At 39.7% G+C, this 26,838-nt stretch carries 34 protein-coding genes; all 34 read right to left on the reverse strand.

Annotated elements, in window-relative coordinates; all coding sequences use genetic code 11:
* Positions 1 to 45 precede the first annotated feature (45 nt).
* Positions 46 to 645, reverse strand: a complete 600-nt coding sequence (locus HMPREF1984_RS03790) for a hypothetical protein (protein WP_036099658.1) — start codon at positions 643 to 645, stop codon at positions 46 to 48.
* Positions 646 to 653: 8 nt separating this feature from the next.
* Positions 654 to 1,805: a hypothetical protein gene (locus HMPREF1984_RS03795; protein ID WP_021766571.1), complete on the reverse strand. Its 1,152-nt coding sequence runs from the start codon at positions 1,803 to 1,805 to the stop codon at positions 654 to 656.
* A gap of 2 nt (positions 1,806 to 1,807) precedes the next feature.
* Positions 1,808 to 2,362, reverse strand: a complete 555-nt coding sequence (locus HMPREF1984_RS03800; RefSeq protein WP_021766572.1) for a putative phage tail protein — start codon at positions 2,360 to 2,362, stop codon at positions 1,808 to 1,810.
* Entirely contained in the window at positions 2,359 to 3,444 is a 1,086-nt protein-coding gene (locus HMPREF1984_RS03805; RefSeq protein WP_021766573.1) for a baseplate J/gp47 family protein, read from the reverse strand. Before HMPREF1984_RS03805 ends, HMPREF1984_RS03800 begins: the two co-directional genes overlap by 4 nt.
* On the reverse strand, positions 3,444 to 3,848 hold the full coding sequence (locus HMPREF1984_RS03810; protein ID WP_021766574.1) for a DUF2634 domain-containing protein: 405 nt from the start codon (positions 3,846 to 3,848) through the stop codon (positions 3,444 to 3,446). The genes HMPREF1984_RS03805 and HMPREF1984_RS03810 overlap by 1 nt, the downstream gene beginning before the upstream one ends.
* Positions 3,848 to 4,252: a DUF2577 domain-containing protein gene (locus tag HMPREF1984_RS03815; protein ID WP_051314451.1), complete on the reverse strand. Its 405-nt coding sequence runs from the start codon at positions 4,250 to 4,252 to the stop codon at positions 3,848 to 3,850. The genes HMPREF1984_RS03810 and HMPREF1984_RS03815 overlap by 1 nt, the downstream gene beginning before the upstream one ends.
* Positions 4,203 to 5,336 (reverse strand): hypothetical protein, encoded by a 1,134-nt coding sequence (locus HMPREF1984_RS03820; RefSeq protein WP_021766576.1) that lies wholly within the window; start codon positions 5,334 to 5,336, stop codon positions 4,203 to 4,205. The genes HMPREF1984_RS03815 and HMPREF1984_RS03820 overlap by 50 nt, the downstream gene beginning before the upstream one ends.
* Entirely contained in the window at positions 5,333 to 5,980 is a 648-nt protein-coding gene (locus HMPREF1984_RS03825) for a hypothetical protein (RefSeq protein WP_021766577.1), read from the reverse strand. The genes HMPREF1984_RS03820 and HMPREF1984_RS03825 overlap by 4 nt, the downstream gene beginning before the upstream one ends.
* A 1-nt stretch (position 5,981) precedes the next feature.
* Entirely contained in the window at positions 5,982 to 8,177 is a 2,196-nt protein-coding gene (locus HMPREF1984_RS03830; RefSeq protein WP_021766578.1) for a tape measure protein, read from the reverse strand.
* Positions 8,177 to 8,341, reverse strand: a complete 165-nt coding sequence (locus HMPREF1984_RS11500; protein ID WP_021766579.1) for a hypothetical protein — start codon at positions 8,339 to 8,341, stop codon at positions 8,177 to 8,179. The genes HMPREF1984_RS03830 and HMPREF1984_RS11500 overlap by 1 nt, the downstream gene beginning before the upstream one ends.
* A 14-nt stretch (positions 8,342 to 8,355) precedes the next feature.
* Positions 8,356 to 8,907, reverse strand: a complete 552-nt coding sequence (locus HMPREF1984_RS03835; RefSeq protein ID WP_021766580.1) for a phage XkdN-like protein — start codon at positions 8,905 to 8,907, stop codon at positions 8,356 to 8,358.
* On the reverse strand, positions 8,907 to 9,377 hold the full coding sequence (locus HMPREF1984_RS03840; protein WP_021766581.1) for a phage tail tube protein: 471 nt from the start codon (positions 9,375 to 9,377) through the stop codon (positions 8,907 to 8,909). The genes HMPREF1984_RS03835 and HMPREF1984_RS03840 overlap by 1 nt, the downstream gene beginning before the upstream one ends.
* A gap of 24 nt (positions 9,378 to 9,401) precedes the next feature.
* Complete coding sequence (locus HMPREF1984_RS03845) at positions 9,402 to 10,712, reverse strand: phage tail sheath family protein (protein WP_021766582.1); 1,311 nt, start codon at positions 10,710 to 10,712, stop codon at positions 9,402 to 9,404.
* A complete protein-coding gene (locus HMPREF1984_RS11505; RefSeq protein ID WP_021766583.1) occupies positions 10,713 to 10,886 on the reverse strand; it encodes a hypothetical protein in 174 nt (57 codons plus the stop codon). It abuts the gene before it with no gap.
* On the reverse strand, positions 10,879 to 11,307 hold the full coding sequence (locus HMPREF1984_RS03850) for a DUF6838 family protein (protein WP_021766584.1): 429 nt from the start codon (positions 11,305 to 11,307) through the stop codon (positions 10,879 to 10,881). Before HMPREF1984_RS03850 ends, HMPREF1984_RS11505 begins: the two co-directional genes overlap by 8 nt.
* On the reverse strand, positions 11,304 to 11,900 hold the full coding sequence (locus tag HMPREF1984_RS03855; protein ID WP_021766585.1) for an HK97 gp10 family phage protein: 597 nt from the start codon (positions 11,898 to 11,900) through the stop codon (positions 11,304 to 11,306). The genes HMPREF1984_RS03850 and HMPREF1984_RS03855 overlap by 4 nt, the downstream gene beginning before the upstream one ends.
* Positions 11,901 to 12,272: a hypothetical protein gene (locus HMPREF1984_RS03860; protein ID WP_021766586.1), complete on the reverse strand. Its 372-nt coding sequence runs from the start codon at positions 12,270 to 12,272 to the stop codon at positions 11,901 to 11,903. It lies immediately after the preceding gene.
* Complete coding sequence (locus HMPREF1984_RS03865; protein WP_036099660.1) at positions 12,266 to 12,664, reverse strand: hypothetical protein; 399 nt, start codon at positions 12,662 to 12,664, stop codon at positions 12,266 to 12,268. The genes HMPREF1984_RS03860 and HMPREF1984_RS03865 overlap by 7 nt, the downstream gene beginning before the upstream one ends.
* 9 nt (positions 12,665 to 12,673) lie before the next feature.
* Positions 12,674 to 12,844, reverse strand: coding sequence for a hypothetical protein (locus HMPREF1984_RS11285; protein WP_021766588.1), 171 nt, complete (start codon positions 12,842 to 12,844; stop codon positions 12,674 to 12,676).
* Positions 12,845 to 12,856: 12 nt separating this feature from the next.
* Positions 12,857 to 13,813, reverse strand: a complete 957-nt coding sequence (locus tag HMPREF1984_RS03870) for a major capsid protein (protein WP_021766589.1) — start codon at positions 13,811 to 13,813, stop codon at positions 12,857 to 12,859.
* 20 nt (positions 13,814 to 13,833) lie between these two features.
* A complete protein-coding gene (locus tag HMPREF1984_RS03875) occupies positions 13,834 to 14,433 on the reverse strand; it encodes a phage scaffolding protein (protein ID WP_021766590.1) in 600 nt (199 codons plus the stop codon).
* Between the two features lie 126 nt (positions 14,434 to 14,559).
* The gene (locus HMPREF1984_RS03880; protein ID WP_021766591.1) at positions 14,560 to 14,802 is read right to left on the reverse strand and encodes a hypothetical protein; all 243 of its coding nucleotides are present in this window, start codon (positions 14,800 to 14,802) and stop codon (positions 14,560 to 14,562) included.
* Complete coding sequence (locus tag HMPREF1984_RS11140; protein ID WP_021766592.1) at positions 14,774 to 17,080, reverse strand: minor capsid protein; 2,307 nt, start codon at positions 17,078 to 17,080, stop codon at positions 14,774 to 14,776. The genes HMPREF1984_RS03880 and HMPREF1984_RS11140 overlap by 29 nt, the downstream gene beginning before the upstream one ends.
* Positions 17,073 to 18,458, reverse strand: a complete 1,386-nt coding sequence (locus HMPREF1984_RS03890; RefSeq protein WP_036099713.1) for a phage portal protein — start codon at positions 18,456 to 18,458, stop codon at positions 17,073 to 17,075. Before HMPREF1984_RS03890 ends, HMPREF1984_RS11140 begins: the two co-directional genes overlap by 8 nt.
* 51 nt (positions 18,459 to 18,509) lie before the next feature.
* The gene (locus HMPREF1984_RS03895; RefSeq protein WP_021766594.1) at positions 18,510 to 19,754 is read right to left on the reverse strand and encodes a PBSX family phage terminase large subunit; all 1,245 of its coding nucleotides are present in this window, start codon (positions 19,752 to 19,754) and stop codon (positions 18,510 to 18,512) included.
* Entirely contained in the window at positions 19,744 to 20,184 is a 441-nt protein-coding gene (locus HMPREF1984_RS03900; RefSeq protein ID WP_021766595.1) for a terminase small subunit, read from the reverse strand. Before HMPREF1984_RS03900 ends, HMPREF1984_RS03895 begins: the two co-directional genes overlap by 11 nt.
* A gap of 204 nt (positions 20,185 to 20,388) precedes the next feature.
* Positions 20,389 to 20,913 (reverse strand): sigma factor-like helix-turn-helix DNA-binding protein, encoded by a 525-nt coding sequence (locus tag HMPREF1984_RS10885; RefSeq protein WP_021766596.1) that lies wholly within the window; start codon positions 20,911 to 20,913, stop codon positions 20,389 to 20,391.
* Positions 20,913 to 21,410 (reverse strand): dUTPase, encoded by a 498-nt coding sequence (locus HMPREF1984_RS03910; RefSeq protein ID WP_021766597.1) that lies wholly within the window; start codon positions 21,408 to 21,410, stop codon positions 20,913 to 20,915. The genes HMPREF1984_RS10885 and HMPREF1984_RS03910 overlap by 1 nt, the downstream gene beginning before the upstream one ends.
* Entirely contained in the window at positions 21,388 to 21,564 is a 177-nt protein-coding gene (locus HMPREF1984_RS11290) for a hypothetical protein (protein ID WP_156894239.1), read from the reverse strand. The genes HMPREF1984_RS03910 and HMPREF1984_RS11290 overlap by 23 nt, the downstream gene beginning before the upstream one ends.
* A 22-nt stretch (positions 21,565 to 21,586) precedes the next feature.
* Complete coding sequence (locus HMPREF1984_RS03915; protein WP_021766599.1) at positions 21,587 to 22,210, reverse strand: hypothetical protein; 624 nt, start codon at positions 22,208 to 22,210, stop codon at positions 21,587 to 21,589.
* A 13-nt stretch (positions 22,211 to 22,223) separates the two neighbouring features.
* Positions 22,224 to 22,478 carry a hypothetical protein gene (locus HMPREF1984_RS03920; protein ID WP_021766600.1) on the reverse strand — a complete coding sequence of 85 codons (255 nt, stop codon included), beginning with the start codon at positions 22,476 to 22,478 and terminating at the stop codon, positions 22,224 to 22,226.
* The gene (locus HMPREF1984_RS03925) at positions 22,475 to 23,860 is read right to left on the reverse strand and encodes a DEAD/DEAH box helicase (RefSeq protein ID WP_021766601.1); all 1,386 of its coding nucleotides are present in this window, start codon (positions 23,858 to 23,860) and stop codon (positions 22,475 to 22,477) included. Before HMPREF1984_RS03925 ends, HMPREF1984_RS03920 begins: the two co-directional genes overlap by 4 nt.
* Positions 23,841 to 24,143: a VRR-NUC domain-containing protein gene (locus tag HMPREF1984_RS03930; RefSeq protein ID WP_036099717.1), complete on the reverse strand. Its 303-nt coding sequence runs from the start codon at positions 24,141 to 24,143 to the stop codon at positions 23,841 to 23,843. Before HMPREF1984_RS03930 ends, HMPREF1984_RS03925 begins: the two co-directional genes overlap by 20 nt.
* Positions 24,144 to 24,430: 287 nt before the next feature.
* Positions 24,431 to 26,827 carry a virulence-associated E family protein gene (locus tag HMPREF1984_RS03935; protein WP_036099664.1) on the reverse strand — a complete coding sequence of 799 codons (2,397 nt, stop codon included), beginning with the start codon at positions 26,825 to 26,827 and terminating at the stop codon, positions 24,431 to 24,433.
* Positions 26,828 to 26,838: the final 11 nt, after the last annotated feature.

Here is a 26,838-nt window from a genome sequence, read left to right on the forward strand (position 1 = left end):
CCTTTTCAATCGTGAGATTAATCGTGTTAAAATCTCACGAATAATCTACATATTTTTATAAGCTTTTTCGTATCTGTCTTTAGCGTCATACTCTTTAAGCTCTTTATCTGTTAAATTTTCTAAGTTATGCGACAGTAGTGTCTCAGTTGCCATCGCCTTGGTTGTATGTGCCTGCATTATATTTGCCATTCTCAGCATGTCCTGTAACGTTAAATTAACATATTTTTCACTGTTATCTTTCGTGTAGAACTTCCAGTTTTCGAATTCTGTTTTTTTCATGGCCTGACACATTACTACTATTCTAGTTAAATTTGACTGGTCTATACTCCTGTTGTTCTGCAGATATTTAATCCCTCCTACTTCAAACTCAAACGGAGCTGCATCATATTCCAGTCTTAGCTCATATAGTTCTTTTTTTATTTCTTCTATTTTCAGCTTTCTGTCAAAGATCTCCTTCTGAATTTCAATTTTTCCTGCTTTACAAACTAATATATGCCCTTCAGCTTTCATTTCCTCATATTTCTTAAAAGCTTCTTCATTCACTTCAATACAATCAAAATTTTCGACATCGTCTTTTAAAGAGGGCTTTCCATCCATTTTAAAAAATTGCCCTGTTAACTTATCTATCCACAATATAATTTTCATACTACCTCCTATACTCTGACCCATACTTGCATTACTGTTCCTGTATTTGCACCTACAGAATAGATAACTGTCCCACGCAGTTCAATATGTAGTCCGCCATTGTTATGGACAAAAGCATGTCCGCCCTTTACAAAAGTAACAGTTCCCCTCATGCTGTCACTTCCAACTCTGTAGTAGATAACTATTTCATTCCAGTTTGCGGGAACAGCCGCAATACTTCCGCCAGGAGCTATATAATTGTTACTGTTGTAAGTATTCGACCAGTTAAATCTTCCATTCACGTTAACTGCATAATTCCATGTTTCAGTTATTCTACCATGTGCATGTTGGATGTTGCTATCTCTTGATGCCATATCAAAATTATCCATAATTTCGCACCAATTTCCTCCATTCCGATTTGGAACTTTATAATAAGCACGTCCTCCGTTCGTGTGAAATGATCCAACATAATTCCCTGCAGCATCATACATATGTGCTTGCAAAGGCATCCATGTCTCACTTTTATTTGCCCTTAAAACCCAATCAGCATTATTGGAACTTCTGTACCCTTTTGAAAACGGAATATACGGTGTTAAATCTGTTTTTGGTGCTATTTCTTTAATTTTCGCATATGTTATTATCCCTGCCTTATTTTCTTCTGCTAAATCTGTGTATTTTACATAATCTTTATTAACTTCAGACTTAAAAGAATCAAGCATTCCTACTGTCACAAGTGCCTCAGTATCAACAGATAATGAAACATTATCAGTATTGCTTAAGTTAAATATAAGCTCCACAGTTACCGTGCTCAAATTAATCCCGTTTGTTGCGGGCATGAAGTCAGCAGTACCCGCGACAGTAACTGCAAAAAGAACTTCAGTTCCTGCTGTATCCTTTGCATAAATTCCCAAAGTTTCCATACTGTACCCGTTCATAAGTCCTGAGTTGTTGAACGTGGCTGTCACTTTAATCTGCGATGTTCCTATTTTCTCAACTTTACTGACATTCACCGTCTGTTTTACCCCATCAATATTAATAAGTGTTTCAAGGTTTACTGTATCGGCCAGCTTATTGCTTGATGCAGATATCTTCGTAAATGTCAGCTCCGCTATTCCTGCGATTTCTCTAGTTATTAAATCTTTTCCCTTGTCAGTTATTCCTGTTCTTTTTATACTCGCCATTTCTATCCTCCTATCTCAATTAATGTGTTTATGTTTGTCACGGCTCCGACAGAAACATACAGCGTATTAACTACTTTCGGAGTAAGAATATTAATACTGTTAAATCCTAAGTTCGCGGGCAATATTGTTTTGAGCATGTTATTCAGTTCGTCGTATTTTTTCGCATCGTCAAACTTAGTTGTAATTCCCAGTTCATATACGTTAAAATTGGGCCTCAGTTCGTAGTTTCCAGCACCATATAGCTGATCCATTCTGTTCACAAGTACACGCCAAGTGTATGGTATCTGGTCGTTCCAATAAGTTAAAACCCTAAAAATTCTGATTTCCAGTGTATCATTTTCATACCTGTGCAGTCCCAGCATTTCCTCAAACTTGCTTATCCCATCCTCGTCACAGTACTGTATAAACTGATTATTAAACACCTTTCTAAGCAGTTCCCACAATAATCTCAGTTCAGGTTCTTCTGACGCCATTATGTTCCTTATTTCCATGTACTCCTGCATAAACTGAGGGAGGTATGACAGCAGGTTGACATTAATATTTTCTAAAATCGTCATACTGTGATACCCCCCCATACAGGAATCTGATACTCCGTCAATTGTAAGTTGTTAGGACTTCCGTTAATTGTTGTGCTCTGTATGTCCAAAATTCCGTTTATGTCAAGTATTTTCGCCTCTATACGTGATACCCTTACAACTAGATTATTACTCACTTTTTCATTTTTAAGAGCCCATGACTTTCTAAGTTCCAGTAAGTAGTTCTTTACTACTTCTTCAACTTTTAATTTTACAAGAGGCCACGAAAAATTAGGCTCAAACGTAATGCTTGTATTAATGTTAATTGCAACGTTGCTTGTACCCTGTACTGTAACAATATGCCCTATCGGTGCAACCCCGAGACCTCTTGCATCTTTTGTCGGATCCATTGTATCCTGCACTTTTTTAATCAGAGTAGGGCTTGCCTGATTAAAATCACTGTCAAGTATGGTCAGCAGAACTGTTCCACCACCATTCCATACTGGAGTTACTTTAACAGCTCCCACACCTTCAATTTCGTGCACTTTAAGTTTATAGTCAGATATGTTCCCTCCATATGCCTTCATGTTGAAACTGTCAAAGTACCGTTGCCGTAACTTTTCTGTCTCCTCTTCGTCCTGTCCAGGAATTAAAAGTTCTGTTATTTCAGCCCTGCCTAACCCGTTTATATAGTCAATCGGGATTATATTTCCTGTTTTCCTTCCTCCGTCCCTTCCGGGAGTTTCGCATTCAACCTGATATTCATACAGATTTGTACCTGTATTATGTTGTATAAATTTTGTGACTGTATAGTTCAGCTCGTCCAAATTAAATCTGCTACCCAGGGGCACTTCTATATCAAAAATACCTTTCAGAATTGCCTTGCTTGCCCTGTAAGGTATTATCCCTCTTTCGCTTGCCCTTCTTATTAGATTAGGTCTGCTGGCCGTATCTCCGAAAGTTTCCTGGAGTATTATTGATAATGCAAAATACATGTCCTCCAGTTCTTTTGCAGCAGGAGCAAGGGCATCCCATATGACTGAGCCTTCCCTTTTATCCATGCTGTTCGGAACTCTCGCAAGCATCCGTTCCATTATTTTTTCGTAAGTCATTACTTCAAACATTAAGCTATATGCACCTCCTTTTCCAGTTCCAGATTTCCAAAAATTGTGACTGCTTTAAATTTGACATGTACTGTCCCTCTTCTTAATGTCTCAAATTCAAAATCTGTCACGTCAAGTATTCTAGTATCCTGTTCCAATGCTTCTTTTACCCTTCTTTCGATTTCGGGAATACAGTAGCTTACAGGCATTCCGAACAGGTCTTCAAGCTCTATTCCGTAATTCCACGAGTAGATTATATGTTTGTATCTTTCTGTCCTTATTATCTTATATATCGCCTGTTCCATTGCTTTCAGCTCATCCGTATAGTCTTCTATGACATTTCCCGATAAATCCATTTTATAAGTTTTTGTGGGGCGTTCTATTATCCTAATGTCCGAAGTCAGTCCGTCATTACGGGGTATCATTACAGCCACTCTCCTTCCGTATGGGGGTCTTTATATCTGTCCAGTACAATGTAGGTCTGTCCTCCCTGTACCTTTAAAAGCACGATGTCCTCACCGACCTTCAAGCCGTTATGTACAGTTATCCGTTTTCTGCCCTTATATCCGTGCTTGTGACTTTTTATATCCGTTAGAACACCTTCAACAAGTTCAAAATCTTCTGTTTCGTGGCTCACGGATATGTCAACATCATAGTCCCTGACAAGATGGGTGAGGATAAGATCGTCCTCTTCCAGTATCAGTTTCTGATCTACCCTGACACTGATAGGATTCACGGATTCCACTGTACCTTTTCTGTGCTCGAACGGTTCTCCCGCATCATTCGTTGTTTTCGACAGTTCTTTCAACAGTTGTACCAGTTCCGCCATTCTTATCACTCTCCTTTATTCCCATCTGTCCTATAAAATCAATAGACATCACGTGTTTCTGATGTTCAAATTTATGCTTAACTTTATCCACTATCATGTAGTTCTGCACAACTATATCCCCGACATTAAGTTTTATGAGCATACTTGAGCCACCTCTGACTCTTATGTCGCCGAAGACATTTTCCATCGCGAAAGTTCTTCTCTTATGATTGTATAATTTTAAAAGACTTTCCACTTTTTCCTTTATTTTTGCCTCAGTCATTTTCTCGTCGACATTTTCAAAGTACTGTAAAATACCCCATGATTTTATGTTAAAAGGGTCTTTTACCATGTATATTTCCCTTGTCTTTGCCTCCTTGTTGACCCTTAAAAGCTTTATCTGATTATATGTCTTGTCGTCTATACTTGTACCGTATTTATAGTCAGTTGCACTCTTGTCGTCAAGAATGAGGTCGAATATCCTCATTTTTTCATCTTCCTTAAGTGTAAGCTTTCCGTAATCGTCATAAAAAATGAACTGTTTCTTCGTGTTATATAAGGTTTCAGTAAGTGCATACAGTATCATGTCAAATAAAGTCTTGTTATCTTCTATTCTCTTTTCAATTTTAAATTCCGTGTCTTCCAGTTCCCCGATTTCAAGCTTAAAATCTTCCGCTATTCTTTTTATTATTTCCGTTGCCGTCACATTTTTAAATATATATGTATCCTTATTTTTTAAATACCTCAGCTGATCATATGCGGTAACTTTTATCTTGCCTGATTTTGTCCTGCTACGCTTAAAGATATAGCCTAGAAAAAAAGGGGCGTCCTTGTATTTCACGGATACCCTGTTCCCTTCGGTAAATTCTATTCCCTCTTTCAGCACTTCAAATTCAAGCACCCCACAACTTCCTTTTCTTTCAGTTGTCCATTCAAGAGATGTTACAAGCGGAATTAAAACCTGACCATTTTCCAGTGTTACAGTCAGTTCGATGTCTTTTTCAAGCTCAAATTTTCCGACTGACTGTTTTATTGCCGCATTAATCCAGCTTTCCCTGTTAAGGTCTATCAGCTTAATTCCTTTCAAGTCCGGCATAATACTCATTCCTTAAGCCTCACTTTCTGCCCCGGGATAAAGTCCGTTATTTTATCAAAAGCATTAAGCTTCATGACCTCCGCCATTTTCTCAAGCCCTCCTGTATGCTGACGGCATATGTTCCACAGAGTTTCCCCCGCCTCGGTTGTGACTATCCTGTCCAGTATGGCTGTTACCGCACGAGGTTTTGTGATAAACCCCGAAATCTTGTCATCCAAAATAGTCAGAGCAGTAGCTCTCGGGTCACGATATTCCTTGAGCTTAATTTCAACAGGGATATCCATAAACTCATCTGTATCGTCAGAATATGTGAACTCTTCAAGTGTGACTTTCATATTCGTGTTAAAATACCCCTTCCTGTTCGGATATCTACGTGACACAATGAACTGGAACACTTTCCTGTCCCTTTTCAGTCGCTGAAGTTTATCCAAATAGTATCCTGGTTTATTAAATCCCTGTAAAGTATTCAGGTAGGGGTATCTGAATGCAGGGAGGACAATTTTGAATGATATTTCCTTAAGCCCTTCGGACTTCAGCAGATTCACTTCTGACGCATTTATAAGTGACACTGTTTCATTCCTGTTCTTCATGCTGTATGTTATTTTATCAGGATTCACCGGTATCAGCATTCTGTCAATATAAATATCGTACATGTTAATGCACCCCCTCTGCTACAATGTTCATTTTCTCTTCTATCTTTTCAGTCAGTTTATTTATCACTTTATCAATGTCAGCTTCATTTTCTATTGTATTATTGTTATTCATTTCCACTTTTATTTCAGCTGTCGTGAACTGGTTGATGTGTTCCTGTTCCGCCAGTTCTCTCAGATATTTCAAGTCTTCTTCCGTATCCTCGAGACTGTTGGCCATTTTTCCTGTATTATCGGCGGTTTTTCCTGTATTTTTCCCTACACCGTTAGGGTCTTTTCCTCCACCGCCTCCACCACCCGGCATTCCAGTTCCGGCCGGATCAAGTCCTTTTCCTCCTCCGAGGTCGCCAAGTTCACCTTTCAGCATATCTTTTGTATTTTTGTAACCATTTTTTAAGTCATTTTCCCATTTTTTCTGCTTGGCATTCCCTCTCTCTGCACCTTTCCTGTACGCCGCACCTGCGTCTTTTTTGTCAAGCTTATAGTTTATTTCAGCTATTTGCGGTGCTGAGAAATTAGCCCTGGCAAGTTGCATTGCACCTCCAGTCGAGGTAGGCAGGTTTATTCCAATTGCAGACAGCAGAGGGGCCGCACCGCTCATTGTTTTTAAAAGTCCGTTGATGAACTTATCTGCCTCACGCATTATCCAGTTAAATGCATCTATGAATATGTTTGCAAAATTTGACAGTCCTTTCGCCGCACTTCTTATAAGCCCGTTTATCCCTCTTATAATTCCGTTTATGGCAGATATTATTGCGTTGACTATACTCGCCCATATATTCCACAGCATAGCCTTCATCCAATCAAATGCTCCCACGACAACTCCTGTGACCGTGGCAGTTTTTGTCATAGACTTGATAAGATAAACCATACCTACAACTAATCCTATCACAACTGCAATAACCGCTACTATTGCGGCGACAATCCATGTTCCTGGAAAAGCATATATAGCCGCATTCAACCCATACTGTGCTATTGTGGCTAATACCGCTGCCATTTGTAATGCTGTATCAGCCGCGACTTTGAGCCATGCTGCAGCGTTATAAGCCCATATTGCAAGAGTAGCTATGCCTTGGGCTAATGCATATACCCCCATTGCGACCGCAACTCCTATGACAACTGGGCTGATTAAATCCCACTTGTCGTATACCCAACCTGCCAATTCCAGTGCTTTGTCAAATACTGTTGTCATTACTCCGGCCACCATTTCGAACGTACTCGCCATGCTTGTTGCCATCGACTTAAATTTTTGACTGTTCGCTACCTGGTTAATCATTCTAAGCAGAGGGTCAAATGTCCTTAATGCAAAGTTTCCTGCCTTTACCCAAACTTCACCCCAGGTCATGGGTAGTTTAGAAAAGTCCCTGTTGATGTCATCCGTCATCCCCAGTACTGCTCTTCTTACTACGTCTGCGGTTATTTTCCCTTCTGACGCCAATTTTTTAAGATGGTCTTGAGACACACCCATTTCCTTCGCTATCGCCTGGGTGATAAGCGGAGCGTTTTCCCTGATACTCCTGAACTCGTCTCCCTGCAGTACTCCTGATGCAAGTGCCTGGTTAAGTTGCGTCATCGCTCCCGCAGTTTCAGTTGCGGATGTTCCCGCCACTTTAAATGCTTTTGTTGCGTTACCCATGAACTGTATTATCTCAGCATTATTTGAAAATCTTTTCCCGGCAAGGATTCCGAGCTTGGCCACATCGTTTGTAAAACTGTTTAGCGGGACTCTTGCCTCCTGTGCCATTTGATACGCTGCATTTTTTAAGTTACTTTTCTGGGCAGATGTATCTGTTATCAGATTAAGCCTCGCATCTATTGTCATGACTTCATCAGATATCCCCGCCAGTTTCTTCGCACCGTTAATCAAAGCATACATTCCGACTGCGGCTTTCAGCTTGTTTATCAAACCGTTCATTGCCTTACCGCCACTATGTATCGAACTGTTCCACTGTTGCTGTTTTGCATTGTTCTGCTGTGTCTGTACCCCTGCTCCTGCAAGTTCTGCCTGTAAATTCTGAAGCTCTGCGTTAGCTTTAGCTATGTTATCCTTCATTGTTCCAAGACCTTTGGGGTCTATCTTTTTATTGTCCGCCGCTTCCATAGTAGTTACAAGACTGCTCATGGCACTTGCCATCTTAAGAACAGGAGCAGTCAGTCTGTCCATCATTTGTATTGATGAACTTATTGTTGCCATCAGCATCACCTCCTTGCTTTGGACTTCATTTTCTGCATTTCCTTCTTCTCATTTTCAATTTTCAATCTTATGCTTGCTATGATAAATGCTTTTTCTTCGAGACCGAGCTCGGCAAAATCGCCCGGCATTATTTTAAGCTTGTGGAGGGCGTAATGTGCGTACCCTGCCATTGCATCCTCCTCTATCAGTTTTTTGCTTCTTCGATTTTTTCTTCCATAATATCTTTATCAAATCCGCATATTTCCTGTACCTTTTCCGCCAAAGCGTTATATTCGCCCGGCAAAAGCATAGCAGATAGGAGCTCCTCTGCTGACATCACTGTGTAGCTGTCCTGTAGCTCCTTGTTATTCAAGTTAGGGTACACTACACATGTAACAAGCAGTTTTTTTAGATACTCTGTGTAATCAAGCTTAGGCATGTATACGTTTTTCTTAATTTTAACCTGTGAGGTACACTGATTTCTTAGTTCGTCATCCGTTTCATTTCCTATAGCCCTGATTTCCCACTCCAGTGGCTTTCCGTCTTCTCCGACAAATCTGTCAGAAATTACCACTTTTTCATTTTCTACCTGTTTTGCATTCCCTTTAAAAAATCCTTTTAAACTATCCATTATTAATTTCAACACCTTTCTTATTAAATGAATTATATAAAAAATAAGCAGACACACGGTTGTATCTGCTAAAAATTCTGCCACTTCTTCGGGATTTAATACCCATCTGAAAAAATTTTCCAACATTATTGCATTCCCGGTAAATTCTTAAATTTTTCAGGAATTTCGAAGGATTCAAATGTAAAGTCGAATTCGTCTTCCAAATATTCTGCATCCGCATCTATACTTGCAAGAGTTCCCCCGTCTATGTTACATCCTTTCAGTATGACTGTCTGTCTTCCTACTGTTGAAGTAGGGTCTTCGTTTACAAGCTGCATATCAAAATATATATCTTCTCCAGTATTCTGATACTTAAGTAAAAGTTCCCTGAAAAGAGAAGTGTTGTAATGCATCTTTGCACTTCCTGAACCTTCCCATCCCGTAGCTTTGTTCCCTTTTCCTGAACGCCCCATGATGGGAACTTTAGTTTTTGTCTTCTCCATTTCCGCTTTCACAGAAATAACCTGCATTAAAAGATATCTGTTACCTTCTATCGTGACAAAACATCTTCCCATACTTCCTGATACGGCATCCCTACCGTTCATTGTTGTGCTCATTTCTTACCTCCTTATTCATTTAGCCTAGGCCACTATGATACTCATGTATAATTTTTCCATCGCCGCAACAGGAGTGACCTTATCCGTTACAAGCACCGATTTCTTATCCTTCCCTTTTTCAACTGTTACATCCTCAGCAACAAAATTCTCAATTGCCCTGACTCTCTGCAGTTCCTTATGATGGTCAACGATATTATCTTTAAGTGATACCCTCCCATCTTCGTCATTGTCCACTTTTCCGACAAACGACTTATTGAACAGTTTTGCAATGTCCACAGCAATCTGATCAAGTACTCTTACCACCTGATTAGATGCAAAGTCATCATTCTTATCTACTGTGATTGATGTAAAAGTATTTATGTCCGTAAGAACAACTGGCCTGTTATCAGCCTTGTGGAACAGGAATTTTCCTGCTTTTATTCCATTTTCCAGTGCTGTCTGATTTTCTTTAAATTCAAACATGAAATCCCCATCGTAAACCTTGTTCGAAACTGACTTGTTGACAGGGCATCCCGCTTCTGCTCCTGTTACCCAGTACACTGCTGACGATTCTTTGTCATCCTTGGAAATAGTCTTATTTTCAACAGAAATGACACCTTCATGGTCTGCATAAGCTCCTCTGTAGACTACAGTCTGGAACTTAGCTCCAACTTCATCCCGCATTCTTTTCGTGAACTGTATGTAAAGCTTTTTAATTGTTTCGTCAGTTGCAAGACATCCCAGTGTGTTAAAATAATAAGTTTCAATTTTGTCGAGGAACTTCTGATATTCCGTTCCTGTCACTGCACTTCCGTTTGTTCCGTTTTCAAGCGGTTTCGCCACAGTCGGCGTTAACGTTGCACCTGTTTTAAAATCTACAAAATCATTATTGACTAAATCTTTTGCTGTTTTTACTGTCTGAACGTCCACTTTTTTATTGTCAAGCAAAGTAGTAACATCAAACATTGCAGGAGTGTCAACATTAGCCGCTACCGTTATTTTAATGCTGTTCCCTCTTTCACCTGCGTATTTTGCAGTGGCCAGGTCATTACTTGCCTTTGCCCCTTCATTCAGCTTATAGCAGTAGACTGTCTTTGCATTGGAAAATAAATCCCTTAAACCTTTCATTTTCTCATGGTCATAGCTATATCCGAATATCTTCAGGCTGTTTTTCTGAAAATCAGAATTTTCAACAGTGAACACTTCCCCGTCTACTCCCCAGTCAAGCTCCATTGCCATCGCTGCATAACCTCTGTCGGCAAGTGATACGATAGCCCTTGCTAGACTGACAAAGTTAATGTAAGTACCCGGCAAAACCTTATTCTGAAATAACCATGTACCTCCTCCGTATGCCATCTATTCCACCTCTCTCTTTAAAAATTCTTTTATTAAGTTATCCACTTCGTCAAAAGTGTACTCCTTATTATCTTCAAGCATTACTCCGAGAATATCCTTCTGCATTTCGTATTTTTTAGAACCGTACAGCTGTTCCTTTGTAAAGCTTGTATTTGTTTCATTTTTCTTAGCCATTCTTTTTAATGCCTCCTTCTATCGAAAGATTTTCCATCTTATCATTTTCCTTTTTCTCACAGATAAAATAACTAAATTGAATAAAGCTGTGCATATTCCCGTCCTGTATCTCAGTTTTTCTTTCAGTGCCTCTCATGATGTCTCCATTTTCGAGCGTTATCAGGTTAGTGATACTGTTAAGTTTTTCAATCACATCATATATTTCCCTTGAATTCTTTTTATTTTCATCAGCTATATAATCAATCCCGAACACTGTCACAGCTTTATACCTTAAATCAACAATCTGAGTTTTATCAGTACTTATGACATGCACGAAAAAACAGGGCTCTTCGAAATTCTGAGGAACCTGGTTGATGTAAATCTTTACCCCGAATGTTTCCTTCAGTTTTCCAGTCAGTGCATTCAATATGTCGTTTATCATCCTCCAAGCACCTCCTTTATCCATGCTTCAAGTTTCTTTTCAATTATTTTCGGTAATTCCTTTTCCAGTTCCAGTTCTGCTTTTGTTAGAAAAAACAGTCCTGTAACCCATGATTTTTTCAATGATTTTCCTATTGCCGGAACATATCTCCCTGGAGTCTGCCTGTGCCCGAACTCGACATATGACGCGTATTCAACGCTGTTCGTTATTGTCACCGTATATCCTCCGCCTGTATTGACCGCTTTCGCTCCTATACTTGCGTCCCAGCCACGCCTCAGTGTTCCTCCTGTGTGCGAGTATTCTTTGGTCACAGTTTCACCATTTTTCTTATATGACACTTTCTTAATCCCGTCTCTCACAGGAGTTCCATCCTTATTCAGTTTAGCCTGCCCTTTCCTTTTTCCGGTTTTATATTTCACTTCCTCCCCGAAAGTAGGCTTATAGACAGGCGTTCTCTTGATTGCTTTGGCTAGTAGTCTTGCACCCAGTTCGTTTGTTATGTTCTCAAGTAGTAGTGCCGTATTTGCTTGACTTAATGTTTCAGCAGCTTTTCTTATTTCCGAAAAATCCACTTTAACTTTACTCGTTCCCATTTAAGCACTTCCTTTATATGCTTCAAGCACTATTTCCTGATGGTTCGTGTAAACTGCCGATATTCCCGAGTGCTTGTATTTCCTTGTAACTCCGTTCTGAGTGACTTCAATCACACTGCCCGGAGGAACATAAACTTCAGGAGCGATAAACAGTTTCACGACCTGCGAACTTACGGCAAAGGACTCCGTCTGACTGGTCTGACTTATATTCTTAAAACTTAACCGGCAAGGCAGATTTTCAAACAATGTCACTTCTGTGTGGATCGTTGCTCCATATTTGTCTTCAGTATCTTTAAAACCAAATATATTACAAACTCCAGTCCATAGTGACTGTATAGCCTTTTTTGCCTTTTTCAATTGATTTTCTACCATACTATCCTCCTATATCTCAAGAGTTCATCCTCTCCTCTTGTCATAAGATACGTTATATAAACTTCAAATTTGTCCCCTGTGCTCTTTGTGTCCTCATAGACTACCTTAGTATCGCCTTCGCTTATTTCTTTCGCTACACGGTCAAAATCTAAGCCTTTCAGCTCAAGCTGGTTAAGTGATTTCTTAAAATATAAAAACTCACCTGTACTCCGGTCAATCCAAATATGCTTCAAGCCTTCAGGAACCTTGTTCTGATTAGTCTTGTTTTTAATATAAGACTTAACCTTCTCAATACTCTGTTCCAACAAAAATAAGTCGGCATCTATGACTTCATAGCCTACCGACTTTAATGTTTTTATCACGTCTTCTTTGATATTTTCAACATAATCCATGCCACGCACCTACTTCTTTGGTTTTTTAGCCTTTTCTTCCGAGTCTTCCTCCACTTCATAACCACGATCCCTGAACCATTCGATTAAGTTTTCGTTGTCAGTATTTCCAACTCCGTTAACAAAATATACCCCGGCACTTGCCCCTGTGTATTCCTGATTTGGTGATTTTATTACAGCCATTCAAAGCACCTCCTATTTTACTTTAATTTTTCTGAATATTCCTGCCGCTTTGGTAGCTTTTAGTGCAACCGCCGCAACCATTTCAACTTCTCCTGTTTTCACTGCTCCTGCTGTCTTGTAATCAGGCAACCATGATTTGATTAATCCGTTTCCTGTCGGAGCGACTCCGTGGAATCCGTCCATTCCGAATCTTACAGCATACAGTGATGTTTCTCCTGTTCCTGTTTTTGTTTCAGAAACTGGGTCATTTGTTCCAGGTTTGGCCCCAAGATTGATTAATGGGATTCCCGCATACATTTCAACCTGCTGGCCAAAGTCATTCATAGAAGTCGTGTACATCGAAGTTCTTCTTGCACACGCCCTTATTCTTGCAATAAGCTGTAAGTTCCCTGCTATCATGGAAGGTGTTCCGTCAAGTCCCATCAGGAATTCGTCCAGCATGTCAAGGAAAGCTTTATAATTAGTGTCTATTGCAGCCGAAGTAGATAAATCTATTGTGGCTCCCGGAATAAATTCTGTTGAACTTCCTGTGATTGCTTTTTCGAGTCCATCAAATGCCTTACTGTTTACTGCACTGTCTCCATTTATCACAGTGTTGTTAAATAAGGCAGATGCGGCTTTTATTTTCTGTGACATCTGTAACTGCACTTCTGATACTATTCCGCCCATGTCTGCTATAATTCTGTCAATTTGGAATGAACCCCCGAAGATTTTCAAGTCAACATTGTGTCTTTCTTTTGAAACTTCAGCAGGTGTGTATTCATGATTGACTTCTCTAAAGTCTGCGGTTGGTTGTGTTTTTAATCTTGTATATCCGTAAGTCATTGTAGTTCCTCCTCCTGTTGGGGACACCACATTGTCAAACGGTATGTTGTTCATAATAAAGTTACTTTTTGCAAATTCGTCTATCACTCCTATCTGCAAATCGTCCTGTACATTCTTTTTAGCTTCTGCTAATGTTATCGGCATATAAGCCACCTCCTAATTTTTTAATCTGATTGTGTTGTGAATCTTGCCATTATGGCTTCGGTCAGAGATTTTGGAGCATTACTTTCTCCATTCCCTGTATTTCCTTCGCCAGGTTTAACCCCTGCGAAATTAGGTCCTTTTTGTTTTCCCGTTTCAACGGCTTTAAACAGCATTTTGCTGTCTTCCGCTTTTTTCAAACTTTCAATCTGTTCATTGATTCCAAGCAGTACATCACCGTCCATTTTGATTTTACTCATGTCCAATAATGCTTTTACCGCCTTGACATTTAAGGCATCCGCTCCAAGCAAGGCCGTATCCACTGCTCCTGCCAGTTTTATTTCCGCAAGTTCGGCATTATATTTATCCGTTGCGGCCTTATTCTCATTCTGCAGTGTTTCAATTGTCTGTTTCAAAGTTTCAACATCTCCTGTACTGTTCTTAAGTGTCTCAAGCTGTTTATCCCTGTCTGACAAGTCTTTTTCTGCCTGTTTTTTAGCATTGTTCACTTCATCAAACCTTGCTTTCGGGATAAATCCCTTCAGCTGTTCAGTATTTGCCGACAGCACTTTTTCAGCCTGTTCTTCAGTCAGCCCAAGTTTTAACAGATCCTCTTTGTTCATAAAATAATCACTCCTTCATTTTTTACGCTGTATGTCAGCGGAATCATATCTGATTTGTTCTTTTACGCCTGCAAATTCTAAAAAGGCGAAATAAAAAAGAGCAGTCATTAAACCGCTCTTGAATTATTACTGTTCTTTATCACTCTTGTACAAGTTCTCTAAATCTGAAATTTTAAACGTTAAATCTTTCTCCTCTTCAAGAACTTTCATCATAAATTCAAAAAAATCCCTGTGTAACTTTATTTCATCTTCTCTAAAAGGACTATCCAATCCTTTCCAGGATATCTCATTTTTCTTTTTCTGGATCTCTTTTTCTTTGTTTTTCATTTCCTTGAAAGCTTTATAAAGCCTGTGGTTTTTTGACAACATGTCTTTTTCTCCTATATTTCAGTTTCTTTTCCTTAGCTTTTTGCACCTGTAAAACTTCTGCAACATTTTCAAAATTTACATTCTCAAGTTTTCGCGGATCCATATTTAAGTCGATATCTTTCATTTCAAACAAATTTCTAGATAATTCATGTATGTATTTTTCATCTATCGCCGCCATATATCTTAATTCGTGATTAGTAAAAAATGTAAAATCATCATTACTTAACCCCCATTCATGTAATCCTTCTGGATGATTATGTGTAAAGTATGAATTTTTATAAGGTATATTCATTTTATGTAGAGATATCGAATTCGCATCACCTTTTGCCACATAAATCTCTCCACTTTCGGTTATTACCATCGCGCTTTCATAAGTATTTTTTACTATTTTCTGCTCATATTTTCTTAACAGTTCTACAGGATTATTATACCCTGTATTTTTTATATTGCCAAGTTTCCTATAACGTACGTCTTTCTCCAGGACAACCGTTTTATTTCCTGAACTCAATCCTTTAAAACTATCTTCTACTTCTATTTTACTGAACATTTCATCAATTGTTTTACCATACTCATTTGCAAGCTCCCTCGGTTTAGGGCTTGTCATAAACTCCGAAAATGCTTCTGCAAATGTTTCCTGAGCATCTGTAGTTGCGTAATCACTCAATTTTTCTGCTATATCCCCAATTTGTAATTTTAATTTTCTAAATATTTTAGGTCTTATTTTACTTGATACTAAATTCGAAGCTATTTTTTTGTTAGGAGGCTCCCCAAAAACTTTCGCATTAAAGGAGAGAAAGTCATCGACTGCATGTCCTATTTCATGCATTGTTATACCTTCCCAGGTTGTTCCTTCTGGAAAATATCCTCTCTCTACAAGTTTAGCTACTTGTTTTTTAAATTTTTCCAAATTACCGTAGTAAATTTTATTGAAAGTTATTCCACCCTGACCTGTTCCAATATTGCAGTTTGCAAAATGCTTTGGATCTTTCAGTTTATGCGTGTTAAAAGCGGCCAATCTGCCTTTCATCTGAGGGTATCTTTCAAATACTTTTTCATAAGTCTTATGAACAGATTTTGCAGCTTCGAGTTCCATCCCCTCGTAAGAAAGCAGTTCATTTGAATTAAAACTGTCATTTTTATAAAACCAGTTCTGCGATTTTGTAAACTCCTCCATCTCCTCTATTGAATTAATGTCATCAAGTGTCTTCTGTTTTTTAGATGTTTTTTTCGATTTATCTGTTAGCTCTGAATTATTATCAAGATATTTTTCCTTCCACTCACCATATTTCATATCCGCTGGAACATACTCCGTTTCTCCTGTTTTCTCATTTCTTGCGGCTCTTTCGCCTTGCATGTCATCGAAATAAGGAGCCGTAGTAGTTCGACATCTGACATGAAACGGATTCGCAGTGACTCCGACTTCATAGTCTTTCAGGTCAAATACCTTGCCGTCCATTTCCTGGCATATGTCAGATGTTCTGTTATCCAGTGTGGCCACTATTTCGTATTTTTCTACACCCAAATCCTGATAACTCTTAAGCCTTGCCTTGCTTGAATAAGCCGCACTTTCTGTATATACCAGCCTTGATGCATTTGCTTTCGACACTTTCATTTTCTCGGCTATTTTATCTGCCAGTTTCTCTAAACTGTCGCCTCTGATAAATGCCTGCGTCATTTCCGTATGCAGAGTATTTATAAGCTTGTCCTTATCTTCCCAGATCCTGTCGCTAAAGTTTCTCCCATCAGGAGCCCATGGCTTTTTAATAACTGTATTTACTAACTTATCGTTTAAGCTGTATATGTTAGTTCCTACCCCTGTTCCTTTTGCTATCTGAAATGCCGTACGATTGTACTGGTCTTTATAAAGATTTTTAAGATAGCTTTCAAATCCACTTTCACGGCCATTATAAAGCTTTTCTATTTCCCCTCTTACCTGTAACTTCATAGCTTCAAGCCGTTCAATGTGTACTCTTGCACTTGCGTTCTCAAGTTGTCTGCTCCAGTCTTTCTTGATTCCGTTTTCTTCCCCATGTTTGATGTATTCGTCAAGCGTCCATTTGAACTCCTTAAGTTCTTTGTCGTTCAGCATCTTTTTAGCCTCGGCCAGTGATACATCATTGTTTTTAGCGATTCTGTTGTACCATACTTCGATATCCTTGTTCAGCCTCGATATAGCCCTCTCGTATTCCAGCTGCTGTCTACGAAATTCGTCTCCTGCTATTTTATTAAGTCTTTCTTCCTCTTCAATAAATCTATCTTGCCAGTATTTCTTACTCATCTATATCATCAGAGTGGTTATGTTCTCCAAATCCTCCATAGCCCTCTATGTTTTCACTACGTTCTTTTTTCAACCTTTCCTGTTCCGCCTGCACATCTGTAACCCATGGATGCTGGGCAAGTATTGTTTCCTCAGATATTATTCCAACAGAATTTTTGATGTCCGATATTGCCTGACTTTCATTAACTAAAATATCCCTATTCAGTACTACTTCAACTTTTTCATTTAAAAAGTCTCCTTGTCCGGTATTCTTTAAATGATTTGCAACAAACCACAGCAGATCTTCAAAACTTGCTTGAAATTCAGTCTCAAAATCATTTGCCTCCAAATCGATTTCAGAGTACATGGATCTTATGTTAAGCTGGTTCGGATTGTTTCCCAGTGTATCAGCCTTGCTGTCAAATCCTGCTCCATTTTCAATTATTGTCTGTTTCAGAAGTTTCACTATCGCATCATAGTTTCCTGCATTCACTTCAACCTGTAAGCTTGACACTTCTCCTTCTTCTCTGACCTTTACGGCTCCGTATGTTGCCAGATTTCTCCTGAACTCACCTAAATTTTCACCATCATAATTTTTTATAACTAGTATCGTGTTCCTGCTGTCCTCCTGCATATTGTTCATGAAGTCACTCATAAGCATGTTAAGTCCGTCCTGCAGTGATTTCACCCTGTTAAGCAGAGGCTGTTCCAATTCATCAGCCCTGAAACTTATAAGCGGTATTCTTTGCCAGTTATATGGTGTATCGTCAACTGTCAGGTATGCTTTTTTTTCAACCAGGTTAAGCTTATTATCGTTCAGTATGTAATGTTCAACTCCTGAGTCCTTGTATAACTCTATATGCGTTTCCTTTTCATATCTTCCGTTCCTGTATACCTGGTTGGCATATTTTCTGATTGCATATTTAAGTTCTGTATGATCGTTGTCAGTCCACACAGGGATAACTTCGACCGAATTAATCCTCTTAAATTTCAAATTTCCTTCTTCGTCGACATATAAAAATAGCCAGCCGATGCCGTTATTATATACATCAGTGGCTATCCTTTTAATCGTTTTGAGGAATCCTTTATCGAATAAATCATTAAGCAGTTCGTTGTATTTTTCATTGTCAGTACTTATGCTTGGTGTCTTAGATGCTATATAGTTTACTTTCTGTTTTACCAGTTTTTTATACTGATTGTTAACAATCTTATTATTCGGCAAGTTGTTAACAGTTATCAGTTTTCCGTCATCACCTATCGCCGTTCTGTTTCTTTTCAGTATATCATGTTCCCCTGCATAATATCTGTTACCGTCAAGCATCATTCTGTAACTGTCACTTGAAAAGTGCCACATTATAATGCTTTCAACTTCCGATAAACTTATATTGTCCTTTTCCATTTTATCTTTTCTCCTAAAAAATCTTTTTATAAACTCAAACATTTCAGCTCCTTAATCAAAAGAAAATGTAGGGCCTTTCGTGTAATCCTCCAGTGCATACCGCATTGCATCCATCAAATGGTTGAAATCGTCCACGGGCTTATTGACCGCATTATCGAACTTGTCCTTATCCCACATATAGTTTGATATCTCGGTAATGAAATTAACGCATCGCGGATGTATTATGATTTTATAATCCTGAATGTACTGGATTCCGTTATTGATACTGTCCTTACCTTTCCTTGAGTTCCTTATTCCCTTAAGCCCTAAGTCATAAAGCTCGTCTATTGACTTCGGCTCCTGACTGTCGGCAGTTATTTTTTCCTTTCCATATCCCTTGCGGATTATTTCCTCCGCTATTTCCCTGTTCTTCATGGCATTCCGATAGATTTCATCAAATACATATATTGTCCTGTTTGCTACATCTATCAGTCCACAGAATAACGCAGTAGGGTCGTTGGTATACCCGAAGTCAAGCCCAAATGCCGATTTGACTCCGTGCATTTTCGCCACTTCTGTGTAATCAAATTCCTTCTCTTCCCAGTTCTCGTATACCAGCCCTTCCACTATCCCCCAGTTTCCAAGCCCTGCGACCTGATAACGTCTAGGGTTGTTCTTCTTCATGTCCTCGAACAGCTTCTTATCGCTTTCGTCAAGCCATTCGTTGCACATGTAGTTCGTTGTCTTTGCCATTATGTTTTCATCTTCGACATCAAAAAATCTCTTCTTAAGCCAGTGCCGCTCATTCCAGGGATTGAATGATATTATAAACTGCTTGAATAGAGGCGGTTCCACAATACCCCTGATACTTTCGTCAAGCATGTTAAAATCCTGTTCCCTGTTTATCTCATACGCCTCCTCACACCAGCACCAGCAGAGTACTCCATCCGATACGGATATTGAAGTTATCTTAAGCGGATCGTCAAAACCTCTAAATAAAATTTTCTGTCCCGTGGGTATATATGTTATTTCAAGTGGACTTTCCTTAAATTCCCAATATTCAAGTACATTCAGCCTGTTTATCGCCCATCTTAAATCTGAATAACAGCTGTCCTTAAGTGTCCTGTACACCTTACGCACAACAAGGGTATTTGCACCTCTGTATTTCATCATGCTGTAGATTATCCAAAGTGCTATAGTCTTGCTTTTCTTACTTGCCCTTGACCCTTTCACAACTTTATATCTGCCCTTGAAATTCCAAAAATCCTTATACCCTTTTCCGACTATGTCAGGCAGTCTGATCTTCTTACTCTTCAAGATCGTCCTCACCCACTATCATGACAGGCAGTACTCCCTCGACCTCGACCTTGTCAGTAAATAGCCTGTACCGTTTTCCAAGAAGTTCGGCCGCCTTTATTCTGTCCTTGAGTCCTATCTGCTTTTCTATTATCCTTGCATCACTGCATCCGTCCCCAGTGCCTTCAACCACGACGACTTCTTCTTTAATTTCTCCCCGCATCGACGAAGTCAACATTTCAAGTACTTCCTTGGCAGATGCAGTTCTTTCGCTCTCCAGTGCCTTCAGTTTCCCGTCGATGTAGGTTTTTATATTAGGTTTTATTAAGTTTTCTGCTGCTATTACTGCTGCTGTCTTCTTGCTATATCCCGCTTTTACTGCCGATTCTGTTGCGTTTCCCGTTTCGATGTAGTGGTCTGCAAAGCGTTTCTGCTTTTCTGTCAATTTCATACTTGTTTCACCTCATTTCTCAAAACTTAAAAAAAAGACAGCTTTTACACTGTCTTCTGTTAGCCAGGCGTATGGCTCATGAATCCCGCCTCAGCAAAAAAAATATCTCGGATTTCCTAAAACCTTAAATTTCCATTCTATCCTATTATAACACGTATAAATTTTTATACAAGGACACGAACCGGACATTTTCATTAATTTTTTTTAATTATTCATGATATCCTGTATCACGCTATCTGAAAAAATTAACACCCTCAACCTGTTGACAAGCCTGTTTTTCTGACGTCTTATTGTCCTTTCGTCCACCTTGAATTTCTCTGCAACATATTCAAGTGTCATTTCTTCAAAATATTTTAATTCGATAATTTTATAATATCTATCGTCCTCGATATTTTTTAGTGCATTTTCTGTCATATTTACGACATGTTCAAGCCGTTTTATCTCATTTTCGCAGTTCTCTATCATATTTTCGATTTTTTCGACTTCTGAGATATATTTTTTTGTCGATTGAATATTTATACCTGTTTCCTTTTTGGAAAGCAGGACGGGGGCATTATGTAAGCCTGAGAGCCTCTCACGTTTAACCTCTATGGCCCCTTTTAAATATTTCAGCTCATACAGTAATTTTTCTGTCCGCTGGAACGGAGTCAGATTTTTCTGAATCTTAAATTCCTTGTCCTCCTTCAGAATCTTTGCCACTTCCTCCGCTATCGCTCTTGCCGTTGCCATTAGTATTCCCCCTTTGTCCTTTCGTTCATGTTCTTAAGCCATTTTTCATGGTGTATTTTCAAAAATTCCTCTTCCGTTGCACCTACACATCTCACTATGGACAGCATTGCCCCGAAAATTAGATTTTCTGCTTCTTCCCGTATTTTCGTCAACTGTGACAGTGCACTTTCTATGTCCGTAAAGAATCTGGACCACAGATACATGTCCGTACATCCGATTATCCTGTACGGCTTCTGGTCAATATAGCTGAGATAAAAATGCAGGCAGTCAGATAATTCCTCCAGTGTTTTTCTCCTGTCGACCGGTTTAGTGTGATTTTTCCAGTAGTTCCATTCGCTCTTGAGTTCCTGTGCCAGTTCCCCCAGCTCGGTAAAATATGCTATGTATGTTCTTATCTGTGACCTTCCCCTCAACGTTTTCTTTTCATCGAATTTCTTGTCAAGTACTGCCTGCCTTTTAAGCAGTTCATCAATATCAAATTTCTTTAGTGCTTCCATTCTTTTCCTCCTCCATCAATTCCAGTATTTCGTTATACGCTTCTATTTTTCCACTCAATATATGATAGCTTGGGTCTCTTAGTTCATATTTCTTTTTTGACTTAGTACAGATGTTTATCTTTTTCTTCAGTAAATTTATTAGCACTATTTTCATTCTTTTTCTATCCTCCTTATTTTTAACTTCCACTCTCAAGTATTTCTGCCGTGTACGGCAGAAAATGCTTATTAAATTTTGTGATTAATGTCCTTGAATATTTTCTTAGTCTTGAATCTATATCCAGGTCTTTGTCAGTAAACATCTGAACCACTTTAAAGTTGACTATGATGTCTTTCAAAGTTGTGAGGGCTTCAGCAACTTCAGGGTCTTCACATGGAAGGTCGTCCTTCCATTTCTCGCTGTAGTGCTTGTCAAATAACTCCCTAAGTCCGTCGTACAGTGCATGCATTCCCCTGTCACGGTAGATTTTCTTATCAAAATTATATTTTTTCTTCATTTCAGGGCTATGGAAAAGAAATGTCATCCTGACTGTCTGTTCTATCAGACTTTTAAGCCCTTCATAATTTTCAAGCATCGGATAGTTGCCCATGCTTTTAATTTTAACTTTCTTCATATCAAGCTCCCTGTTTGGTTCCGGACAGTATCTGTTAAGTCCAAGCTGATTGAAAAGCCTGAACCTGTCCAGCAAGTATCCCGAAGCTTTGTACACCGAGAACAGGAACATATGTACTTCCCCGTTCTCCAGTATTTCTTTTTTAACTTCCTTCCTATCTAGTTTTTTCGTCTTTAGTTTTCTAGCCATTATCTTTTCACTCCTATCCCCATGTGCTCAGATGAGCTTCACCCACGTCGTTCCACAAAGCGTCTTTATAATCCATAATTGCGTCGTAGATTCCCTCCAGTGCACTCATCTGTTTTTCCGTAAGTGAGTTTTTCAGAATGAACTGCTGTTCTATCGACATAAGGAAAAGTTTTATTTCCACTTTAGTGGTATTTTTCTTACAGAATTCAATTTTATCAAGTATCTTATTAATTTTTCTAATTTCAATCACTTCCTGAACTGTTATCATTGTTTCTTTCCTCCCGTATATTTTTCTATTCTTGCCTTCAGGCTCTGCAGTAATTCCTCCTGAATGTCTCCCTTGCTCTGCAGAGCCTTCATGACGTCCTCGTCACGTGTGTTACTGCAGACAAGGTGATGGATTATAACCTTTTCCTTCTGCCCCTGCCTGTGAAGTCTCTTGTTGGCCTGCTGGTACAGCTCAAGGCTCCAGTTAAGTCCGAACCAAATCACATGGTTCCCTCCGTCCTGCAAGTTCAGGCCATAAGCCGCACTTGCGGGATGTGCAAGTAGGATATCAATTTTTCCGCTGTTCCAGTCCTTTTCATCCTGCACTGTCTTAAGTTCTCTCACTCTAAGACCTGTCTTGGCCAGTGTACTTTTCATCCTGTCAAGGTCATGCTTGAAACTGTAGAACACCAGTGCCGATTTCCCGTTAAGTTCCTCCACCAGTTCCATGAACCTCTCAATCTTGCACTTATGGATTTCATGCACATCTTTTTTTTCGTCATACACGGCTCCGTTACTTAACTGTAAGAGTTTATTCGACAGTGCCGCCGCATTTGCGACTGTTATTTCTTCAAGACTGTTAAGCTCCAGTATCATCTGCTTTTCAAGTTTCTCATACTGTTTCCTTGCTTTCGCATCAAGTTCCACGCTGACTATATTGTCCACCACGTCAGGCAGTTCAATGTAATCTTCCGCTTTCATGGACACACATATGTCAGCTATCCTGTCCATGATTGACTTGTCTGAACCCTGCTTGAGTTCGTATTTGCCGTACGGATCACTCCTGCTCCTGTAAAAATTGAAGTACCTATCCCTGAATACCGTTATGTTTTTTCCGAGCCTCTCACCCTGGTCCAGCAGGTAAATCTGTGCCCATATATCCTTAAGACCATTCGGTGCGGGAGTTCCAGTAAGCCCTACGAGTCTCTTAATCTTACCCAACACAAGCTTAAGTGCCCTGAACCTCTTGGCCTGTTGATTCTTAAAACTTGAGAACTCGTCTATGACCACCATGTCAAACGGCCAATCGTTCCTGTAATAGTCCACAAGCCATGGTATGTTCTCCCTGTTGATCACGTATATATCGGCAGGGGTGTTCAGTGCATTAATCCTTTTCTTTTCCGAACCCAGTACTGCTGAGAATTTAAGGAGCTTCAGGTGGTCCCATTTTTCTGCCTCCCTGAACCATGTGCTTTCTGCAACCTTTTTCGGTGCTACGACAAGTACCCTGCTGACCTCGAACATGTTAAGCTTAAGTTCATCTATGGCCGTAAGAGTTATTATCGTCTTTCCCAGCCCCATGTCAAGCAGAAGTCCGACTTTTTCAGTATTTACAACTTTATCAATGCAGTACTTCTGGTAATTATGTGGCTTGAACTTCACTTTCCCTTCCTCCTTCAATTTCCAGTATCTCTTTTATTTTTTCCCTTGAATCTGCAACATACACCCTCTGTCCGTACGCCCTTATTTTCTCAATCTGCCTATCTTGTAAAGGTCTCGTTGTTTTCCCTGTTGCCTTGAGTTCCACAAAAAATGCTGTTCCATTCGGCAGAAGGCATAGCCGGTCCGGTACTCCCGCATGCCCGGGACTCACAAATTTATACGCAGTACCTCCCAGTTTTTTCACTTCAGATACTAGATATTTCTCGATTATACTTTCCAACATTTTTTTTTTTCCTCTTTTCATCTTTTTTAAAAACTACAACAATCCGAAATCCTATATATATATCTATATAGGCGTATTAGGTATATTAGGTATTATATATATATGCCTAATATACCTATTTTATATATTTATATATAAAGATTGTAGTTTGTAGTTATTTATATAATATATTATTAATTTTACTGGATTTTCGGTTACTACAAAGTATAACTACAACCCGACAACAAACTACAAAACCCTATTTTTCTAAGGAACTACAAAGTTTTGACTTTTCTCTAAAAACTACATTATTTTGTAGTTCTCCTTTTGAACCCTCTTTGTTGGCCGAAATCACCGAATTTACGCGGTGTTTTTAAACGTTCCCATCCTTTCATGGAACCCATTATGGAATTTACGTTTGCACTGTCAGAATTCTTAATGTATTCCCTTCTCATTCCGAAACATTCGACCAGTATTTCCAGGGCGCACACCCTGTCCCTCGGTACTGTTTTTATTCCTGATTTGTCAAAGCCTTCAAAATAATAATTTTTTCTTTTCTGATGATTCCAGCTATGCCAGTCTTCGGGTACTTCCTTTTCAAGAAACTCCATTATTTCCCCTTCCTTGACATCTTTCACCCTGTGATTTTCCTGTTTTTCGTCTGCGATGATTTTTGCTTCACCGCTCAAGTCCAGTTCACATCCCGTGATATAGTAAAAATACGCCTCCGCCCATATCTGATCCCTTTCGGCATCAAGGTCTTTCCATATACTCTTCTTAGGTTCCATAATTCCTACTTCAACAGGCCAGAATCTCCTGTTCCCAGTCCTGTCCCTTAAAAACTCATAGTCGTTCGATGTTCCGAAGAACACACATCTTCTCGGATATTTCTCCGTTCTTCTCCCATATGCTTTCCTGTAAATATCATCAGTTTTACTTAAAAACTGTTTGATTAAATCCGTTTCATTCTTAGTAAACGCTGTCAGTTCTCCCAGTTCATTAATCCATGTACCCTGTATCATTTCCGCCGCTTCTTTCCCTGCAAAAGTCTGCAGGCTGTCCGAGTACCACTTCCCTCCAAGTTTGGCAAGGAATGTGCTTTTCCCTATCCCCTGCGGTCCTGTAAAGATCGGCATGTAATCATATTTAATGCTCCCTTCGACCGCCCTTGCAACGGCGGCCGTAAGCGACACCTTCATGACTTCCCTTGTATAAATGTTATCTTCCGCACCTAAATAATCAGGCAGAAGCTTTTCAATTCTTTCTTTCCCGTCCCATTTAAGGTTCCCGAGGTATTCGGCCACGCTGTTGAACCTATTCTTATATGATGCAAGTAACAGGGCATCATATATTTTATTCTCTCCTGTAAGCCCGAACCTTTTCTCAAGGTAGTTTCTGACCCCGCTGTCGTCAAGGTCTTCGTACTGACGCATTTCATCTTTTCTGTTCCATGGAACAGCTCCTGTGACCATTCCTCTGTTCGTAAATTCGTCTATTGCGAATTTGCCTTTAAGGCTCACATCATTTTCCAGCACTATCAGCATGTTGTTTATCGACTTTACGAATGCACCGTTTTCATGCTGAGCAAGTTCATTCATCCATGACAGGTCAATATCACTTTTACCTTCTTCAAGCACACCGAAGTCATCAGATGCGGTGTATCTCTCCATGTTAACGATGGACGCTACCTCCTCAATACTTCTCGCGAACTTTGACATTTCAACGAATGAGGGGAACCTGTTCGCAGGAGTACCTTCCTTCACATCCGCGTCCATGTCTGCGAACTTGTGGAGTCTTACCATGTCGAATGCATTACACAGCTTACCTCCCGCGGGGTCAGTGGCATGGTGCGAGTATACGAAGACGTCGTCATAAATTACAGCTCCTCCATAAGTGCTCCCCTGGGTATAGGTCATTCTTTTTCCATCATCAGATATGTCGTACTCTTCCGGAATAAACTTTTCCACAGCTTCAGCTATGGTGAAAGTTTTACAGAAAGCTCCTATTATTCCTGATTTTTCAAGAGGATTTTCCTGTTTTTTAAGCATCTTTTCTGCCATTTTTTCCGTTCCCGGAACCTGTGGCCACTCCGTCATGTTCTTCCAGTCATCATACGTTGCGAGGATTCCGTCAACTGACAGAGGAGCCTTTTCAAGGTTGAACTTGTACACATACCTGCTGTCCACAGAACAGCTTGCCCAGAACATCAGCCTTGCAGGTTCAAAGGTGGTAGGGTCGCACATGGCCATACCTATCATCTGAGCCACTTTCCTTGCCACGGGCTCATATTCATCGGGGGACATGCTCCTGTCTGTCACGATAATAACCCTTAACCTTGGCCTGCTCTCCATGTGCTTACGCGTGCTGTACACGGCGTAGGACATGTTAAGGCTTTCAACTTTATTAATAACTTCTTCGGTCTTGCCTGGTTCTATGTTGTCAAGGTCTAATGTTATTAAGTCCCTTGACAGCAGGTTCACGTTTTTTCTTATACCGTCCTTGAGCTTTCCCGCAACAAAGCCCCCGACGTCCTTAAGCTCATCCTGTTTCGCCTTTGGCAGTTTCAGGAAGTCTTCAAACTTTTCGGCAGTCCTTGTCGGTGTTTCAAGCCTCTTGACGAACTCGCTCCATAAAAGCTTTTCTGTTTTCCATCTTGTCTCCTTCCTGCTACCTGCAGTACTTATCACTATTTCCCTGTTGTACATTTTTACCTCCT

Source organism: Leptotrichia sp. oral taxon 215 str. W9775 (assembly GCF_000469505.1).
GTDB lineage: Bacteria > Fusobacteriota > Fusobacteriia > Fusobacteriales > Leptotrichiaceae > Leptotrichia_A.

Excerpts from the sequence above, each read along its gene's own strand:
- HMPREF1984_RS03790 (WP_036099658.1), bottom strand. The coding sequence starts at position 645 with ATGAAAATTATATTGTGGATAGATAAGTTAACAGGGCAATTTTTTAAA.
- HMPREF1984_RS03795 (WP_021766571.1), bottom strand. The coding sequence starts at position 1,805 with ATGGCGAGTATAAAAAGAACAGGAATAACTGACAAGGGAAAAGATTTA.
- HMPREF1984_RS03800 (WP_021766572.1), bottom strand. The coding sequence starts at position 2,362 with ATGACGATTTTAGAAAATATTAATGTCAACCTGCTGTCATACCTCCCT.
- HMPREF1984_RS03805 (WP_021766573.1), bottom strand. The coding sequence starts at position 3,444 with ATGTTTGAAGTAATGACTTACGAAAAAATAATGGAACGGATGCTTGCG.
- HMPREF1984_RS03810 (WP_021766574.1), bottom strand. The coding sequence starts at position 3,848 with ATGATACCCCGTAATGACGGACTGACTTCGGACATTAGGATAATAGAA.
- HMPREF1984_RS03815 (WP_051314451.1), bottom strand. The coding sequence starts at position 4,252 with ATGGCGGAACTGGTACAACTGTTGAAAGAACTGTCGAAAACAACGAAT.
- HMPREF1984_RS03820 (WP_021766576.1), bottom strand. The coding sequence starts at position 5,336 with ATGAGTATTATGCCGGACTTGAAAGGAATTAAGCTGATAGACCTTAAC.
- HMPREF1984_RS03825 (WP_021766577.1), bottom strand. The coding sequence starts at position 5,980 with ATGTACGATATTTATATTGACAGAATGCTGATACCGGTGAATCCTGAT.
- HMPREF1984_RS03830 (WP_021766578.1), bottom strand. The coding sequence starts at position 8,177 with ATGCTGATGGCAACAATAAGTTCATCAATACAAATGATGGACAGACTG.
- HMPREF1984_RS11500 (WP_021766579.1), bottom strand. The coding sequence starts at position 8,341 with ATGGCAGGGTACGCACATTACGCCCTCCACAAGCTTAAAATAATGCCG.
- HMPREF1984_RS03835 (WP_021766580.1), bottom strand. The coding sequence starts at position 8,907 with ATGTTGGAAAATTTTTTCAGATGGGTATTAAATCCCGAAGAAGTGGCA.
- HMPREF1984_RS03840 (WP_021766581.1), bottom strand. The coding sequence starts at position 9,377 with ATGAGCACAACAATGAACGGTAGGGATGCCGTATCAGGAAGTATGGGA.
- HMPREF1984_RS03845 (WP_021766582.1), bottom strand. The coding sequence starts at position 10,712 with ATGGCATACGGAGGAGGTACATGGTTATTTCAGAATAAGGTTTTGCCG.
- HMPREF1984_RS11505 (WP_021766583.1), bottom strand. The coding sequence starts at position 10,886 with ATGGCTAAGAAAAATGAAACAAATACAAGCTTTACAAAGGAACAGCTG.
- HMPREF1984_RS03850 (WP_021766584.1), bottom strand. The coding sequence starts at position 11,307 with ATGATAAACGACATATTGAATGCACTGACTGGAAAACTGAAGGAAACA.
- HMPREF1984_RS03855 (WP_021766585.1), bottom strand. The coding sequence starts at position 11,900 with ATGGGAACGAGTAAAGTTAAAGTGGATTTTTCGGAAATAAGAAAAGCT.
- HMPREF1984_RS03860 (WP_021766586.1), bottom strand. The coding sequence starts at position 12,272 with ATGGTAGAAAATCAATTGAAAAAGGCAAAAAAGGCTATACAGTCACTA.
- HMPREF1984_RS03865 (WP_036099660.1), bottom strand. The coding sequence starts at position 12,664 with ATGGATTATGTTGAAAATATCAAAGAAGACGTGATAAAAACATTAAAG.
- HMPREF1984_RS11285 (WP_021766588.1), bottom strand. The coding sequence starts at position 12,844 with ATGGCTGTAATAAAATCACCAAATCAGGAATACACAGGGGCAAGTGCC.
- HMPREF1984_RS03870 (WP_021766589.1), bottom strand. The coding sequence starts at position 13,813 with ATGCCGATAACATTAGCAGAAGCTAAAAAGAATGTACAGGACGATTTG.
- HMPREF1984_RS03875 (WP_021766590.1), bottom strand. The coding sequence starts at position 14,433 with ATGAACAAAGAGGATCTGTTAAAACTTGGGCTGACTGAAGAACAGGCT.
- HMPREF1984_RS03880 (WP_021766591.1), bottom strand. The coding sequence starts at position 14,802 with ATGTTGTCAAAAAACCACAGGCTTTATAAAGCTTTCAAGGAAATGAAA.
- HMPREF1984_RS11140 (WP_021766592.1), bottom strand. The coding sequence starts at position 17,080 with ATGAGTAAGAAATACTGGCAAGATAGATTTATTGAAGAGGAAGAAAGA.
- HMPREF1984_RS03890 (WP_036099713.1), bottom strand. The coding sequence starts at position 18,458 with ATGGAAAAGGACAATATAAGTTTATCGGAAGTTGAAAGCATTATAATG.
- HMPREF1984_RS03900 (WP_021766595.1), bottom strand. The coding sequence starts at position 20,184 with ATGAAATTGACAGAAAAGCAGAAACGCTTTGCAGACCACTACATCGAA.
- HMPREF1984_RS10885 (WP_021766596.1), bottom strand. The coding sequence starts at position 20,913 with ATGGCAACGGCAAGAGCGATAGCGGAGGAAGTGGCAAAGATTCTGAAG.
- HMPREF1984_RS03910 (WP_021766597.1), bottom strand. The coding sequence starts at position 21,410 with ATGGAAGCACTAAAGAAATTTGATATTGATGAACTGCTTAAAAGGCAG.
- HMPREF1984_RS11290 (WP_156894239.1), bottom strand. The coding sequence starts at position 21,564 with ATGAAAATAGTGCTAATAAATTTACTGAAGAAAAAGATAAACATCTGT.
- HMPREF1984_RS03915 (WP_021766599.1), bottom strand. The coding sequence starts at position 22,210 with ATGGCTAGAAAACTAAAGACGAAAAAACTAGATAGGAAGGAAGTTAAA.
- HMPREF1984_RS03920 (WP_021766600.1), bottom strand. The coding sequence starts at position 22,478 with ATGATAACAGTTCAGGAAGTGATTGAAATTAGAAAAATTAATAAGATA.
- HMPREF1984_RS03930 (WP_036099717.1), bottom strand. The coding sequence starts at position 24,143 with ATGTTGGAAAGTATAATCGAGAAATATCTAGTATCTGAAGTGAAAAAA.
- HMPREF1984_RS03935 (WP_036099664.1), bottom strand. The coding sequence starts at position 26,827 with ATGTACAACAGGGAAATAGTGATAAGTACTGCAGGTAGCAGGAAGGAG.